Annotated in this window: 10 protein-coding genes; 3 read left to right on the top strand and 7 right to left on the bottom strand. The window is 64.1% G+C overall.

The features are described 5' to 3' along the window. Positions 1-370: 370 nt before the first annotated feature. Positions 371-2,500, bottom strand: coding sequence for a glycosyltransferase (locus AC1AYX_RS09895; protein WP_476503320.1), 2,130 nt, complete (start codon positions 2,498-2,500; stop codon positions 371-373). Between the two features lie 125 nt (positions 2,501-2,625). Between AC1AYX_RS09895 and AC1AYX_RS09890 the strand changes: the two genes are divergently transcribed. After that, positions 2,626-4,308 (top strand): sialate O-acetylesterase, encoded by a 1,683-nt coding sequence (locus AC1AYX_RS09890; protein WP_476503319.1) that lies wholly within the window; start codon positions 2,626-2,628, stop codon positions 4,306-4,308. A gap of 497 nt (positions 4,309-4,805) precedes the next feature. Here AC1AYX_RS09890 and AC1AYX_RS09885 read toward each other — a convergent pair whose 3' ends face one another. The 4 genes from AC1AYX_RS09885 to AC1AYX_RS09870 form a co-directional block, all read right to left on the bottom strand. Then, the gene (locus AC1AYX_RS09885; RefSeq protein ID WP_476503330.1) at positions 4,806-7,112 is read right to left on the bottom strand and encodes an LTA synthase family protein; all 2,307 of its coding nucleotides are present in this window, start codon (positions 7,110-7,112) and stop codon (positions 4,806-4,808) included. 866 nt (positions 7,113-7,978) lie between these two features. Then, positions 7,979-9,238, bottom strand: a complete 1,260-nt coding sequence (locus AC1AYX_RS09880; protein WP_476503318.1) for a UDP binding domain-containing protein — start codon at positions 9,236-9,238, stop codon at positions 7,979-7,981. Between the two features lie 524 nt (positions 9,239-9,762). Next, positions 9,763-10,860, bottom strand: a complete 1,098-nt coding sequence (gene rfbB, locus AC1AYX_RS09875) for a dTDP-glucose 4,6-dehydratase (RefSeq protein WP_476503317.1) — start codon at positions 10,858-10,860, stop codon at positions 9,763-9,765. A gap of 55 nt (positions 10,861-10,915) precedes the next feature. Then, complete coding sequence (locus AC1AYX_RS09870; RefSeq protein ID WP_476503316.1) at positions 10,916-11,089, bottom strand: hypothetical protein; 174 nt, start codon at positions 11,087-11,089, stop codon at positions 10,916-10,918. Between the two features lie 266 nt (positions 11,090-11,355). On the opposite strand from AC1AYX_RS09870, the gene glf reads away from it, so the two are divergent. Then, positions 11,356-12,552 (top strand): UDP-galactopyranose mutase, encoded by a 1,197-nt coding sequence (glf, locus tag AC1AYX_RS09865; protein WP_476503315.1) that lies wholly within the window; start codon positions 11,356-11,358, stop codon positions 12,550-12,552. A 64-nt stretch (positions 12,553-12,616) separates the two neighbouring features. On the opposite strand, the gene AC1AYX_RS09860 is transcribed toward glf, so the two are convergent. Further along, positions 12,617-13,144, bottom strand: coding sequence for a GNAT family N-acetyltransferase (locus tag AC1AYX_RS09860; protein WP_476503314.1), 528 nt, complete (start codon positions 13,142-13,144; stop codon positions 12,617-12,619). Next, the gene (locus AC1AYX_RS09855; protein WP_476503313.1) at positions 13,141-13,413 is read right to left on the bottom strand and encodes a type II toxin-antitoxin system TacA family antitoxin; all 273 of its coding nucleotides are present in this window, start codon (positions 13,411-13,413) and stop codon (positions 13,141-13,143) included. The genes AC1AYX_RS09860 and AC1AYX_RS09855 overlap by 4 nt, the downstream gene beginning before the upstream one ends. A 477-nt stretch (positions 13,414-13,890) precedes the next feature. Between AC1AYX_RS09855 and AC1AYX_RS09850 the strand changes: the two genes are divergently transcribed. Beyond that, positions 13,891-15,117 carry an ATP-binding protein gene (locus AC1AYX_RS09850; RefSeq protein ID WP_476503312.1) on the top strand — a complete coding sequence of 409 codons (1,227 nt, stop codon included), beginning with the start codon at positions 13,891-13,893 and terminating at the stop codon, positions 15,115-15,117. Positions 15,118-15,920: the final 803 nt, after the last annotated feature.

The following is a 15,920-nucleotide window of genomic DNA, read 5'->3' as shown; positions in this document are numbered from 1 at the left end:
GGGGCGGGAGGCGCCCTCTTGGGGTACCCCCTCAGTCCGGCGAAGCCGGACAGCTCTCCCTGTAGGGGGAGCATGAAAATCGTCATGCGCATAGCTGTGTTCTCTGCGCCCCCTGTAGGGGGAGCTGGCGGCCGCAGGCCGACTGAGGGGGTTGACAGGGTACCCTCGGGATACCCCCTCAGTCTCGCTTCGCGAGACAGCTCCCCCTGGAAGGGGGAGCGGGCTACCCCTCAGTCGGCTTCGCCGACAGCTCCCCTGACAAGGGGAGCCGAGAGGATTGGCATGCGCGGAGCGCATGGCCTTGCTCCCCGGCAAGGGGAGCTGAAAATACTGAGGGCCGCTCACGATTGTGAGCGGCCCTCAGTATTTTCTACTGTTCCGCGGTGTGGAAGATCTGCTCCCAGGTTTGCATTGAGGCTAGGCCGTAGTCGCGGTATTCCTTGGAGAGGCGCTTCCAGTGGCGGGACAGGTGGCGGGACAGGTGGAAGCACTTGCGCATGTTGCGGCGGTAGAGGCGGCTGTCGCGGCGGAACCAGGCTACCGAATCGCCGTCGGCGGAGGTGACCATCGCGGAACGCACGCCGAGGAACGACGGCCAGATCGAGAACCGGGCCGGAATCGCCACCTGCGGCGCCTCGTCCTTCGCACCGTCCGCGCGGGAACGGGAACGCAGGGCGGCGAGCACCGCCTTCATGCCGCGTTTCGTCACTTCGCGCGCGCCGGCCGGCGCCCACGCGCGATCGGCGTGATCGTCCGGTTCCGGCAGATCCAGCGGACTGGAGTACGTGACGCTGTCCGTGAAGCCCTTGCGCGCCTCGCGCACTTCGGCGATCTTCGTCGGCAGCGACTCCACCAGATACTCCGGGCCCTTCAACAGGTCCGCGAGGGCCAGCTGGCTCAGCTCCATGCCCGAATAGAGCATGCGCAATCCCAGATTCGCCTCCTCGTAGAGCATGCGGAACGCGGCCGCACGGCCCGCGTTCGGATAATGCAGCAGCGCGCAGACCCACCGGTTGCGTACCTGGAAGTACTCCTCCCAGCCGCGGGCCGGATCCTTGTCATGCCAGCCCATATGCCATACGGCCACGCCCGGCAGGCTCACCGTCGGGAATCCATGCCGTTTCGCGCGCAGACCATACTCGATGTCGTCGAACTTGATGAACACGGGCAATCCCAAACCGACCGCACGCATCGTCTCGACCGGAATCAGGCAGAACCACCATCCGTTGAAATCAGAGAAGCGCACGGCGTGCATCGACGGACTGTCCGCCAACGGCTCCGAACGGAAATCATGGTTGAACTCGGCGCCGCGCGACGGCTCCATCCACTGCGCACGCGCGTCATACCGCTCGCCCTGCACGTGCAGCACCGTGCGATGGTCGATATGGAACATGCCGCCGCCCACCAGCACCGGACGCACCGTGTAGTCCGCGAACTGCACCGCACGCAGAATCGACTCCGGCTCGCTGATCGCATCATCGTCGAGCAGCAGCGTGTAGTCGCTCACGCCCGCCTTCACCGTCTCGTACATGCCGCGCGAGAAACCGCCGGAACCACCCAGATTGCCTTGACGGATATACGTGAGCTGACCGCCCAGATCGTCCGCCGTCTCGGCGAAACCGGGCTGGTCGCGTACCAGATCCGTGCCCTGATCGGTGCAATACACGGTGTCCAGACGATCACGCAACTCACGTTCGCCGGCGATCGCGCGCAACTGGTCCAGACAGTAGGAGGGACGATTGAACGTCGTGATCGCGACGGACACCGTACCCGGCTCGCGCGTGCGACGCACGCGAGCCGGGACCTGCCAGACCGCGTCGCCGACCGTCAGCGACGCGTCGGCGTCCGCGCGCGCGTCGAACCAGTAGAAGCCGCCGTCCAGCATGCCTTTGAGCGACAGTTCCGCGACGAGACGTTCCGGGCCGCCGTCACCATGCTTCGTGTCGATCGTGAACGTCTCCACCGGCGCGGCGAGGCCGCGCGCCGTGGAGCGGAACAGCGTGACCGTGCCCTTGCCCGTCGCCCACGCGGCGAACCGCACGCTCCTCACGCGTGTCCAGTACCGCCAATAGCCGGCCGGGAACGCGTTGAAATACGTGCACAGCGACAGGTGCGTGCCCGCCGCCAACGTGATCGTGTTGCGCGAGTCGACGGCGAACCCGTGCGGCTCCTCGACCGCCGCGCGGCGACTGGCCGCGATGAGCCGGGACAGTTCGGAACGGGTCATGCCGTTCGGATCCGCGCTGTACAGGTTGTCGCGTTCGTCGAACACGCTCGGGTCGAAATGAGCGGGATGCCAGTTCACCGCGTAGAGCGGCATCGTCTGGCCGGCGTTGCGCATCGGGTAGACGACGCGGTTCACCGTCTCCCAGCGCGTGGCCGGTTCCGGGGAGGGCGTCGTGGGCGATGCCGTGATCGGCGACGTCGGTGTCGTGTCTGGTGCGCCGCTGGGCGTATCCTCAAAAGCCGTGTCTCCGGCTGCAGCCTGTGCCTGTACCATACCAGTCAGTATACAAACGCAGGTCGGCGCGAACGGGGCCGGCGGCGGGTGCCTGAATCGGATCGGCAGACGACGACATACGGGATCGGCATATGGAATCGGTAGACGGACGGAGGATCAGCTTGTTGAGTGAGACTATCCGGGGAACGCGCGCCACGGTGCGCGCCCGCGTGCGCGCCGTCGTGCGCGCGACGCTCGCGGCGACGGTCGGACTGGCCATGATGGTGACGGGCGGATGCGGGATCGGCGGTTCCTCCGGTACGGGTGATTCCGCCGGCACCGGCTCCTCGGCCGCGGTCTCCGGGGTGAGCGTCAGCCTGCCGAACTACTACATGCCGGGCATGGTACTGCAACGCGGGAAGCCGATCCACATCCGCGGAACGCTGGAGAAGAGCGGCACGGGGTCGAACGGTTCTGGGACGAACGGCTCGGGGACCGGCGCGAAATCGGGGGACGACGCCGAACGCGTGCAGCTCACCGTGCGGTTCGTGCACGGCGACCAGAAGATCGAATCATCGCAGCAGGTGGCCGTCGGCACGACCTTCGACATCGCCGTGAAGAACGTGCCCACGCGCAAGGACGCGTACACGCTCGCGTTCCTGATCGGCGGGCAGGTGGCGCGCACCGTGCGCGACGTGTATGTGGGCGACGTGTTCGTGGCCGCCGGACAGTCGAACATGGAGCTCAACCACGTCGACTACTACGGGACGAAGGACCTCGTCGCGGGGAACATCGCCGGAGTCTTCGCCGAAAGCGACCTGCCGAAGACCGTGAACGACGAGGGCATCCACTTCCTCGCCGTCGAACGCAAGCTCGGCGGCTCGTCGCTGCCGCTGCGCTCGGTCACCGCGCACAAGTGGGCGTCCGCGACCGGGAGCAACAGCGACTATCTCGGCTACCTGCCGCAGCTGTTCGCGGCGCGTCTGCGCAAGGCCCACCCGAACGTGCCCGTCGGCATCATCCAGATTGCGTGGGGCGGCACCGGCATCGCACGCCACATGAAAGGCGGCGACATCTACGCGAACCACGTCAAGCCGCTCGCCGGATACCGCGTCGCCGGCGTGCTCTGGTACCAAGGCGAGGACGACGCCGCCACGCAGGCCACGGCGCTGCGCTACGAAAGCGACTTCGCCGCGCTCATCAACCAATACCGCAGCGTGTTCGGCGAAGAGGACCTGCCGTTCCTGTACGTGCAGCTCGCGCGCTACAGCGGCGGCAACCAGTACACGCCCATCGTGCGGCAGGCGCAGTTCGACGTGCTCGGCAGCGCGGCGCTCGGCACGACCGACAATCTCGCGATGACCGTTTCGATGGACACGGACAAAGGTACGTCGAAGGTGATCCACCCGCTCGGCAAGGACATTCTGGCCGAGCGCATGGCGACGCAGTGGTTCGCGATGGCGGAGGACGGGAGCGGCAACACCGGGAACGGGGTCGCGTCGTCCGGGCCGATCGCGCAGAGCGCGAAGGCCGTGAACGGCGACGCCTCCACCGTCGCCGTGTCGTTCGCCGCGAACACGGCGATCGGGCTGCGCGCGATGAAACCGGACTACACGCTGAAGGCGACCGCGACGGAACCCGCCACGGTGACCGCGACGCCGCTGCAGGGCTTCGAAGTGGCCGGTTCGGACGGCGCGTTCCACGCGGCCGACGCCACCGTGCAGGGCAATCAGGTCATCGTCCACTCCGACGACGTGGACACCGTCACGCAGGTGCGCTACCTGTGGGGGCTCGCCCCCAACAGCGCCAGCATGCTCTACGATTCGGCCAAACTGCCCGCAAGCCCGTTCGTGGTGAGCGTGGGGTAAGTTGCGTGGGGTAGCCGCGGGAGGTTGGAAGGCTGAACAGCGCTGGAAGGGCTGGAGGCCGAACAGTGCTGGAAGGCGAAGCGCTGGAGGCTGGAGCCCGGAGGCGAACGTGTACGGTTTCGGGGCGAACGTGTATGGCTCGGCGGCGAACCTGCATGGTTCAGCCCCGAACCTGTAGTATTCCGGGGCGAACGTGTAGGTCATGGGCCGCAACGTGCACGGTGTAGTGTTGAAGAAGGCGGTTTCCGGGTCGGAGCCGCTTTCGCAGAAGCTTGGAATTCCACCAAAACCGGTGGCGCGTGTTCGGGCGGATCAGCGGTTCTTCAAGACCTGCCCGTGCAGGTTCGTGTCTGAATCCTACAGGTTGGTCTCCGGAACCTACAGGTTCGGGGCTGAACCATACACATTCGGTTTCGAACCATGCAGGTTCGGGCGGAATTCATGCAGGTCGCCTGTTACACGATTGTCGGCCTACACTTCGGCGGGAGCATGGCCCGTTACTTCACGTCGAAGAAGGGGGTGCCGGCCAGGTAGTTCTTGCCGGCGGTCATGTCGTATTGGACGAGACGGTACTCCTTGAGGAGCTCGCGCTGCTGCTTGGAGAGGTTCCTGCGCTTGATCGTGTCGCCGTTCTTGTCGAGGTAGGTAGTGGACGTGTCGTCGGTGAAGCCGCCGGCGCCGAGCACCAGACGCTCCATGGCGGGCAGGTCGTCGCGCACCGAGGAGAGGAACGCGAGGTACGGGGAGACCTTCGCGCCCATGTGCTCGCTGGCCAGGGCCATGAAGTAGTTCGGCGACGTGTAGCTCGTCGAAGCCTTGTCCGGGTCGAGCTTCACGCCGGAGCCGGCATCGCCGGACGCCTGGTTCGACCAGATGAAATAGTCGGTCTCGTGCAGGGTGAGGTCGTTGTGCCGGTCCGCGGCGGCCGTCGTATAGTCGCTGGGCAGGTGGTCGCCGTAGAAGATCACGGTGACCGGCTTGTCCATCGAGTCAAGCTGGTTCAGGAAGTCGGCGGTCGCCTGGTCGGTGATGTTCACGCCCTTCATGTACGTGTTCACCGCGTAGCGTTCGTCGTCGCCCATGTTCTCGGAGACGTTCGCCCAGTCGAACTGGTTGTCGTTGTACCAGCCGCTGTACGGGGAGTGGTTCTGCATCGTGACCAGCTGCAGGAACTGAGGGTGCTGTTCCTTGTTGATCTGGTCGATCACGTTCTGGTAGGAGGCCGCGTCGCTCACGTACGGGTTGTTGTCGACCGTGTCCTGATGGGCGATGGCCGGCTTGCTGTCCAGCGTGTAGAAGTGGTCGAAGCCGAACTTCTTGTAGTTGCCGTCGCGCAGGTACATGTTCTTGTAGTACGGGTGGAACGCGGTGGAACCGGTCTTGCCGTAGCGCGCGTTCCAGATCTGGTTGAACGAGTACGGGCTCTTCTGGTGGGGGACGAGCTCCTGGTACATGGACTGCATCGAATCGTCGAACAGCGCGAGGTCCAGGCCGGTCAGCGTCTGGTATTCGATGTTCGCCGTGCCGCCGCCGTAGCCGGGGGAGAGCATGAGGCCGGACGTGGTTGAATCCTTGACGGCGCGGATGTTCGGCATCGGGTCCTCGAGCACGCTGACGCCGGGCACGCGCGTCGGGTCGGAGAACGTCTCCGAGAGGATCATCACCACCGTGCTGTCGGTGAGCCGGTTCTTGCGCGACTTGTTCGTGCTCTGCGCCTGCTTGGCGTACTTCTGCGCCAGCTCCTCCATCGTCTTCCGGCTGTAGTCTTCCGGCTTGTCCATGATCTTCGGGTGGGTGAGGCGCAGGAAGTTGATGGTCGGGCCGTTCGCCTGGGCGTCGCCGGCCGCGTTCCACAGCTGCGGGGAATCGCCCCAGCTCTTCGCCCACTCGTAGCCCCACGCGCCGGGGATGCTCAGCGTCCACGTGAACGAGCACAGCAGCGCGATGCTCGTGCCGGCGGCGACGAGACGTGTGACGTTGCCCGCGATGGTCTTCGCGTTGCGGAACGGGCGACGCCAATGGAACGGGATCACGCAGCGTCGGCCGTCGACGAACTGGAGAACCAGGCAGATCACAGTCAGCCAGACGAGCATCGTGATCGTGCCGTTGACCAGTGGCCGGCTACCCGCCGGGATGAACGAGGCGATTTCGCCGCCGTTGCCGCTGGACAGGAAGCTCAGGTCGGACGGCAGGATCGGCTCGTTGCGCAGGTCCATCTTGATGCTGTTCGCCACCGCGTACACGCTCATCGTGATGCCGAACACGGCCGTCGCCACCCAGAAGCGGTTCAGCACGAACACGATCACCAGGTAGATCATGCCGAGCGCGCAGAAGTTGAGCAGCCAGTTGAGCTTGCTGGTGTCGTCTGCGCCGTTTCCCGACAGCCACATCTGCGCGACGAATCGGGTGAGCTGGCCGTTCACGCTGTTGAGGGCCTTCGTGGTCTCGTCGACCGCGTTCGGGTCGTCGTACGAGGGCTCCGTGTACATGCCCCACTGGATGAAGATCGTGGCCGCGGCGGTCATCAGCGCGGTGACCAGCAGATACAGCGTGTACGGGCATTTCGGGCGCTTGAGCCAGATTTCGCAGATCTTGGCGCGCGCGGCGCGGCACCGGGGGCTGCGCCACAGGGTGCGTAGTTTCGCGGTCAGGGTGCGCAGGATGGGGAGTGCTTTGGCGCGGATGGCGGTGAGTGCGGAGTGGGTCGCGTTGGTTGCGGTTCGGGCGGCTTGGGCGGTGGCGCGGGCGGCGGTTCGGGCGATGGGCCGTACTTTGGCGACAATGTTCGTGAACGTTTCGGCGATCCGCTTGGGGAACGCCTTGGGGAACGTTGTGATGAATGCCGAGTCGCGCATCGATGTGCGGAGCGTGGCGATCGCCGCGACGAGCATCGAGACGCAGTGCAGGACGAAGGCCTTGGCCTTGCGCGCGGCGGCGACCATGGTGCGGCGCGCGGAGCCGATCAGCGGCTTCGACTGGTCGGCCAGTTGCCGCGCGTATTCGGGTACGTGGTTGGCGGCCGAGGCGATGTCGGCGGCGACACGGGCCTCGGTGGACGCGACGTTGGTCTTGGCGGCGGCGACGTGGGCTTCGACGCTGGCTTCGGCCGAGGCGACACGGGCCTCGACCGAAGCGATACCGGCCTCGACCGAGGCGACATGGGCTTCGAAACGGTCGATGGGTGATTCCGCGTCGGTGGCGGCTTTGGAATCCGCTGCATCTTCGGCATCAGACGTGGTAGCCGATGCAGCGCCCGAACCGGCGTCCGTTCCGGCACCCGAAGCGGCATCCGCCCTGGTCGGAGACGACGGCTCGTCGAGGGAAAGGCCCATCGGCATGATGTCGTCGATCCCGTCGATGTTGACAAGCCTCGCCGCGTCGAGAATGCCGGATCCGCGTTCGGACGCGTCCGTGGGCACATGCTCCGCGGACGCGTATCCCGTGGACGCATGCTCCGTTGATTCATCCTGCGGCTTGCCCACTTGTCCCCACCTGTCCACTGCAATAACGTACCGGCACATTGTAGCCGCAGGTTCAGGACGAATTCACTCCTCGTTCACCGCAATCCGCCATAGGACGAGACGGGAGGGAGCAAGGCGGAATGGGAGGAGGCAAGGCGAGACGGAAGGAGGCAAGGCGGAGCGGCGCGGGCCGCCCGCCCCGCTCCCTGTCAGTCCCTCCGGAACAGATCGCGCGTGTACACCTTCTCGCTCACGTCGGCGAGATCCGCGTTCCAGCGGTTGGAGATGATCACATCGGCATCGCGCTTGAACGCGGCCAGATCGTGCGTGACCGGGCTGCCGAAGAAGTCGGGCTTGTCGAGCGTCGGCTCGTAGACGACCACGTCCACGCCCTTCGCCTTGATGCGCTTCATCACACCCTGGACGGCGGACTGGCGGAAGTTGTCCGAACCGGACTTCATCGTGAGCCGGTACACGCCCACCACCGGGCGCTCCTTGCCGGCGGCGCGGGCCTTGTCCACGAGCTGCAGGATCTCGTCGGCCACGAAATCCTTGCGCGTGGTGTTCGACTCGACGATCGCCTCGATCAGGTTCTGCGGGACCTTGTCGTAGTTGGCGAGCAGCTGCTTCGTATCCTTCGGCAGGCAGTAGCCGCCGTAGCCGAAGCTCGGGTTGTTATAGTCGTCGCGGATGCGCGGGTCGTAGCAGACGCCCTTGATGATTTCGCGCGTGTCCAGGCCGCGGCTCTCCGCATACGTGTCCAGCTCGTTGAAGTAGGCGACGCGCAGCGCGAGATACGTGTTCGCGAACAGTTTGATCGCCTCCGCCTCCGTGGTGCCGACCACGAGCTCCGGGATGCCGGTCGTGCCGTCCGGGTTCGTGCGCTCCCGCTCGGCCGGGTCGGCACCGGCGGCGAGCAGCGCCACGAACGTGTGCGCCGCCTCGACCGCCTCCGGGTCGTCCTGCGGAGCGCCGGCCACGATGCGGCTCGGATGCAGGTTGTCGTACAGCGCGTGGCCTTCGCGCAGGAACTCGGGGGAGAACAGGATGCGGTTGTCCGCGAAGCGCTCGCGGATCTGCTGCGTGTAGCCGACCGGAATCGTGGACTTGATGACGATCCACGCGGTCTTGTCGTAGGTGCGGATCGCCTTGATCGCCGCCTCCACGCTGGACGTGTCGAAATAGTTCTTCTGCGGGTCGTAGTTCGTGGGCGTAGCGACGATCGCGTAATCCGCGCCCGTATACGCCTGCTCCGGGTCGAGCGTCGCCTGGAAGTCCAGCGGCCGTTCGCCGGACTTGTCGGCGTCGAGGAACGCGGTGATCTCCTTGTCCACGATCGGGCTCTTGCCGGCGTTGAGCAGTTCCACCTTCTCCGGCACGATGTCCAACGCGTGCACCTCGTTGTGCTGCGACAGCAGCAACGCCACCGACAGGCCCACATACCCGGTACCGGCAACCGCAATCTTCATATCCGCGCGCTTTCTATGAGGCTTCCGTGTTTCGCTGGGCACCAGCTTAGTCGAAAGCGCCCCTCCCTCCAACGGAGACGACGTACATGGCTCGTGCAGTGTATGGTTCAGGCGGCAACGTGCATGATTTATGGGCGAACCTGCATGGTTTCGGGTCGAACGTGTAGTTCTGGAGCGGCAACGTGCATGGTGTGGTGCTGAAGACCGCCGCTTCCGAGCGTTTCGACTCCTGAGAAAAGCCCGGAATTCCAACAAAATGCCTACCGCGCCCCGGCATGATTCGGCGTCTCTTCAGCCCCTACCCATACACGTTCGCTCGTAATCTCTACACGTTCGCCCGTAATTCCTACACGTTGGCCCTAGAACCATGCAGGTTCGCCCCCGAACCATACACATTGCCCGCCGAACCATACACATCCGTGGCATCGAGCGGCGTCGAGCAGCGTCGAACGTGCCCATTGAGGCATAACATCCGTCGCATCCGTTGGGCGCATCCGTCGGCGCATACGCCCGACGCGCCCCGCTCAGTGCCCCTGCAACCGGTATTTTTCCTCCGTGGCCTGCTTGTCCGGCAGCCACCAGCTTTCGTGGTTGCGGTACCACGCGATCGTCTCGTCGAGGCCCGCGGCGAAATCGGTGTGACGCGGCCGCCATCCGAGCTCTCGCGTGATCTTCGAGGCGTCGATCGCATAGCGTTTGTCGCCGCCCGGCCGGTCGTTCACATGGTCGAACGCGTCGGCGGGCAATCCCATGCGCGAAAGGATCATGCGCAGCACGTCGATGTTGCTCATCTCCCCGTCCGCGCCCACCAGGTACGTCTCGCCGATGCGTCCGCGCGTGAGAATCGCCCAGATCGCGCTGCAATGGTCCTCCACGCTGATCCAGTCGCGCACCGCCGCGCCCGTCCCGTACAGTTTCGGCCGGATGCCGGCGAGAATGTTCGTCACCTGCCGCGGGATGAATTTCTCCACATGCTGGTACGGCCCGTAGTTGTTGCTGCAGTTGCTGATCGTCGCCCGCACCCCGTACGTGCGGTGCCATGCGCGCACGAGATGGTCGCTCGCCGCCTTCGACGCCGAATACGGGCTGGACGGCTTGTACGGGCTCGTTTCGGTGAATTTGCGCGGTTCGTCGAGCGCGAGGTCGCCGTACACCTCGTCGGTGCTGATGTGGTGGATGCGCAGTCCGTGCCGTCGCGCCGCTTCGAGCAGCACGTACGTTCCGTCGATGTTGGTGCGCAGGAACGGCGTCGCGTCGAGAATCGAGTTGTCGTTGTGCGATTCGGCGGCGAAGTGGACGATCGCGTCGATCGGCGGCACCGTGCCGTCGGCGGCGTGCGTCGCGCCGTCGCGCTCCGCCGCCCCCGTCAGCAGCGATTCGACCAGTCCGGCGTCGCAGATGTCGCCGTGCACGAACGTGAGCCGGTCCGCGGGCACGCCGTCGAGGCTTTCGCGTTTGCCCGCGTAGGTGAGTTTGTCGAGCACGGTGATGCGCACGTCCGGCTGTTCGCGCGCCACCCAGTGCACGAAGTTCGCGCCGATGAACCCGGCTCCGCCCGTCACGAGGATGTGGCGGGGTGCGAACGTCGTCGCGGATGATCCCTGATTCCCGTAATCGCTCATGCCCATCATCGTATCGGCGCATATGCACGACGGATTTCGGCGGGGTGGATTCCCGTCACCGTTGCAAGGCGCTCAAATCCACGGTGAACGGCAGCGAAGCAGGTAGTTGTTCGGGGACGATGAACATGGTCATATACAGCGGAAGATAGGTGATTGGCCCATCCTGCTGCACGTTGCCCTTGCAGAGCACCCGGGCGTGGTCGATATGCCATTCCGTGACTGCCAGCACGTTGTTCCGTTGGCGCCTGTCGTACCGCCCTTTGCTGATGCGTGTAACGTTTTTCTTGGTCGTAGTGGTCAGTTTGTAACGTTTTTCTCTTGTCGGAGTAGTGGAATTGTAACGTTTTGCGGAACCCGATGGTGCGGGCTGAGTCGTGCCTGTGGGTCGTGCCGCGCGTGGCAGGCGCGAATGGACCGTGCGGAGTCGCTCAGTATGGCATGGCCGGTAGGATGGGATGCGACAAAACGCACATGGACGGTGAAAGGTTTGAAGCCATGGTGGATAATACGCTGGAGAACAAGTACCCGGATCTGGTGATCGTGGGCGCGGGCCTGTTCGGCCTGACGGTCGCGCAGCAGGCGGTGGAGCACACGGGCGCGCGCGTGCACATCATCGACGTGCGTGACCACATCGGCGGCAACGCGTACTCGTACTTCGACGAGGAGACGGGCGCGGAGATCCACAAGTACGGCGCCCACCTGTTCCACACCTCCAACAAGCGCGTGTGGGATTACGTGAACCGTTTCACCGAGTTCACCGACTACGTGCACCGCGTGTACGCGACGCATGACGGCGTCGTCTACCCGCTGCCGATCAACCTGGGCACGATCAACCAGTTCTTCGGCAAGGCGTACACGCCGGCCGAGGCCCGCGCGGTCATCGAGGAGCAGGCCGGCGAGCTGGCCGGCACCGATCCGCAGAACCTCAACGACAAGGGCATCCAGCTGATCGGCCGCCCGCTGTACGAGGCGTTCATCAAGAACTACACGGGCAAGCAGTGGCAGACCGATCCGAGCGAGCTGCCCGCCTCGATCATCAAGCGTCTGCCGGTGCGCTTCAACTACGACAACCGCTATTTCAAGGACACCTGGGAGGGCCTGCCGAAGGACGGCTACACGAAGTGGATGGAGCGCATGATCGACGACCCGCGCATCACCGTGGAGCTGGGCGTCGACTTCTTCGACGAGTCGCAGCCGTACAACAAGAAGGCGCTGCAGGCGGCTGGCGTGCCGGTCGTGTACACGGGCCCGATCGACCGTTACTTCGACTACGAGCTGGGTGATCTCAAGTGGCGCACCGTGGACTTCAAGGAGGTCCGCTACGACGAGGGCGACCACTTCGGTTGCCCGGTCATGAACTTCTCCGACGCGGACGTGCCGTACACCCGCGCCATCGAGTTCAAGAACTTCAACCCGGAGCGTCGCGAGCAGCAGAACCCGGACAAGACCGTGGTCTGGGAGGAGTACTCCCGCTTCGCCGAGCGCGGTGACGAGCCGTACTACCCGATCAACACGGACGCCGACAAGAAGCTGTACGCCGAGTATGAGGCGAAGGCCAAGGCCGAGCCGAAGACCGTGTTCGGCGGCCGTCTGGGCACGTACAAGTACTACGACATGCACAACGTGATCGACACCGCCCTCACAGCCTACGACGAGCAGGTCGCCCCCCTCCTCGCCGACCTCGCCAAGTAGTCCCGTCGCGACTGGCGGCTGGCCCCCTTTGCCGGCAATGTGCCATCAGAGGGGGCCATTGTTTTCAGCGCGTGGGTTGGTTGCGTGGACTGGTCGCGTGGGGGATGGTGAGTGGGGTGAACATCAAAGCGGAGTCCGTGATGTGGCGGAATCCGTAGCGTTCGTAGAATGCGGCGGCGTGGTCGGTGGCCGGTTCCATCACGAGCGCCCGTGCGCCGATGATGTCCGCGGCGCCCAGAGCGCGGAGTACGGCGTCCCTGAGCAGTTGGCTGCCGACGTGCATGGTCTGGAAGCGTATGTCCACGCCGAGCATGCCCAGCAGGATGACGGGAATCGGGTCGGGCGTGTTGCGTCGCAGCCATCCCGGCGCGTCCGCATGTTCCATGCTGAACGCGCTCAGCGTGTAGAAGCCGGCCAAGGTGCCGGTTGCGGGTGCGTCGGTTGCGAACGTTCCGTAGGCGACGGCCGTTCCCTGCTTGCGGGCGGTGCCGAGGTGTCGTTCCAGCCAGTCGTCGACCACGGGTAGCCCGCAATGGAAATCGTCGATTGCGTCGTCCGGGGTGAGTTTGCGGGGTGCGCTGAACGTGGTCACTTCCAGATCGGCTCGCTTTCCAGCAGGCTGACGAGTGCGGGCGACATGGGTGCGTCGAGCGCGGACGCGAATTCCTCCCATGATTCGTGATTCAGCCGCATGACGTGCGCCTCGCGGATATCCCGGTCCGCGGCGGACAGAAGATTGGACAACGCCCATTGCGATGTGCTCAATCCCTTGGATGCGGCGGCCTCGTCCAACCGGGCGCGCTGCTCCTGACTCAGTCGCATCTCGAAGCGGCTGTCCTTGCCTTGCGTTGTTGTAGTCATACCACCAGTGTACGGCGCATGTACGGACACGCGCATTACAGATGGAGGTTTCTTGTCTCCCTTGTTGCCCCCTGGTGCAGTTTGGCGCTTCCATCGCGTCGAGGGGCGAGTGAGGGCGGTGCGATGTTGTGTCGAGAGGCGGGGCATAGACCGGCGGGTATTGATTCCCGGCCTCCTCTCGGTGGAGGGGGCGAATCTTATCTTATCTGTGTTCGATAAGATTCGATGCGATTCGATAAGATAAGATCGCCATCGAGACCGGCTGGCAAAGTTGCCAAAGGTGAATCTCTCAAATCTTTCTCGCACTGGATTATCTCAGTAAGGCGAAATTCTGCATATTTATTGCATAATGGGCCCTAACTTGACATTCGTGTGTGCAGAAGGGGAAGTAACTGCAACGGCATGCATCGTGAGTGAACTTTGCTTTTCCTTGCTTCGCTATTTTTAGTATACTAAAAATAAGGAGGTGGTGCGGTCGTGGATTATATTGTACGTGAGAAGCTGATGTCTGCGCTGGAGAGTCACCGGAATACGCCTGAAGTCAAGGTGCTCACCGGGGTTCGTCGCTGTGGCAAGAGCACGCTGCTGAATCGGTATGCGCAATCATTGCTGGATCAGGGGCTGCTGGAGCGCAACATCTACCATCGTCGCTTCGACTCCTTCGATACGCCCATCGGGTACTCCGCCACGGACCTGTACGACGATCTCCGCCGTGCGTTCGATGCCGCCGGGCCAGGCCCGTTCGTCGTGCTGCTTGACGAGATCCAGGACGTGCCTGGTTGGGAGCAGGTTGTGCGGCGGCTGCACACGCGCGCCGACACGGACGTCTATATCACGGGATCGAACGCGAGACTGCTGTCTGGCGAACTTGCCACATACCTGACCGGGCGATACGTCGAAATCCCCGTGTATCCGCTGTCCTACGACGAATACGCGACGCATATGGCGAAACGGCGGCCCGGCGCGAGCGAGGACCGGCTGTTCGCCGACTACATGATGTTCGGCGGCATACCAGGCCTCTACGCGACCGGCGCCGTCGAACCGGACCGGGCACGGGCGGGCGAGGTGCTCGACGCCGTCTACGAGTCCGTGGTGGTCAAGGACGTGGCACGACGTTACGGCATCCGTGATCTCGCGACGTTGGAGAAGCTGAGCCGGTACCTGTTCGCGACATCCGGCAACCTGTTCTCCACCAACAATGTGGTGAACGCGCTCAACAGCGCCGGACTCAAGGTGACATATGCCACCATCGACAACCAGATCGACGCGTTGGAGAAGGCGTTCATCGTGTACGGGTGCGAGCAGTCGCGCATCCGCGGACGGCAGCTGCTGCGACCACAATGCAAGTACTATCCCGTCGACAACGGGTTCCGCAACCTCGCCAACGGTTTCAATGGGGCGGATCGCGGCGCGCAGCTCGAAGGCATCGTCTACATGGAGTTGCGCAGACGTGGCTGGAACGTGTCCGTCGGGGTGCTGCCGGGCGGCGAGATCGACTTCGTGGCGCGGCATGGCGCGGATCGGCAGTACATCCAGGTCACGTTGAACATGACGGAGGAGCAGACGCGTGAACGCGAGTTGGCGCCGTTGCGCAAGCTCGACGACGCATTTCCGCGGATCGTGCTTACCCTCGACCGGTTCAGCGAAGGCGTCACCGAAGAGGGAATCCGCATTCTCAATGCGATGGACTGGTTGCGCGGGTGAGTTGGTTGCTGGTTGCGTGGGCTGGTTGCTGGTTGCGTGTTGGCCCTCGATGAAGATGTGACGTGATTTCGCGTCGAGGGACGAGTTTTGTTGTCCCTCGACGGGATTGTGGGTGTGGAGTGCGTCGAGGGGCGAGTTTCGCGGTCGGGGAGTGTGGTGGTTGTTTTGGGAATCGTTGGAAAATAAGGGTTTTGATGATTTGTGATGATTGGGGTGATGGGGGATTGCTGCCCTTCGGTGAGGATACGGACTGATTCCGCATCGAGGGGCGAGTTTTCTTGCCCTTCGATGTGAGCAGGGGCTGTTGTTCCGTCGAGGGGCGAGGAAGGGTTGTATTTGGCCCCCTCTGACGAGGGGGCTCCCGGCGAAGCCGGGTGGGGGAGAGACCGCGGCCGTAGGCCGCATAAACACGGAATCGGCCTTCGGCCGATGCGATTTTCCCGCGGCCAAAGGCCGCTCTTCTACTCTCCCCCAGTCCGCTTCGCGGACAGCCCCCTCGACAGAGGGGGCCTACCCCCTCAGTCCGGCTTTGCCGGACAGCTCCTTCGCAATTATTGACGGCCTTCGGCCGACATTATGTCTGCTCGCTGTCGCTCGCCTTCGCCTACGAACGCCGCCGGCGTTCGCTTTACGGCTCAGCCTTCAGGGGGCGCAAAGATCCAGGGGGAGCAAAGGGGACTGTATGCGCCGTAGGCGCTGTATTGTCTCGGGGCATAGTTGACGCATGTCTTGGGGCATGGTTGACGGGGTCTCCTGGGGCATGGTTTACATGTGTGTTGGGGCATCGTTGGCACCGGGTACGG

This window comes from Bifidobacterium sp. LH_419 (assembly GCF_056356955.1).
Note: the sequence above shows the minus strand (reverse complement) of the source record. Positions and strands in the feature narration are given on the sequence as shown.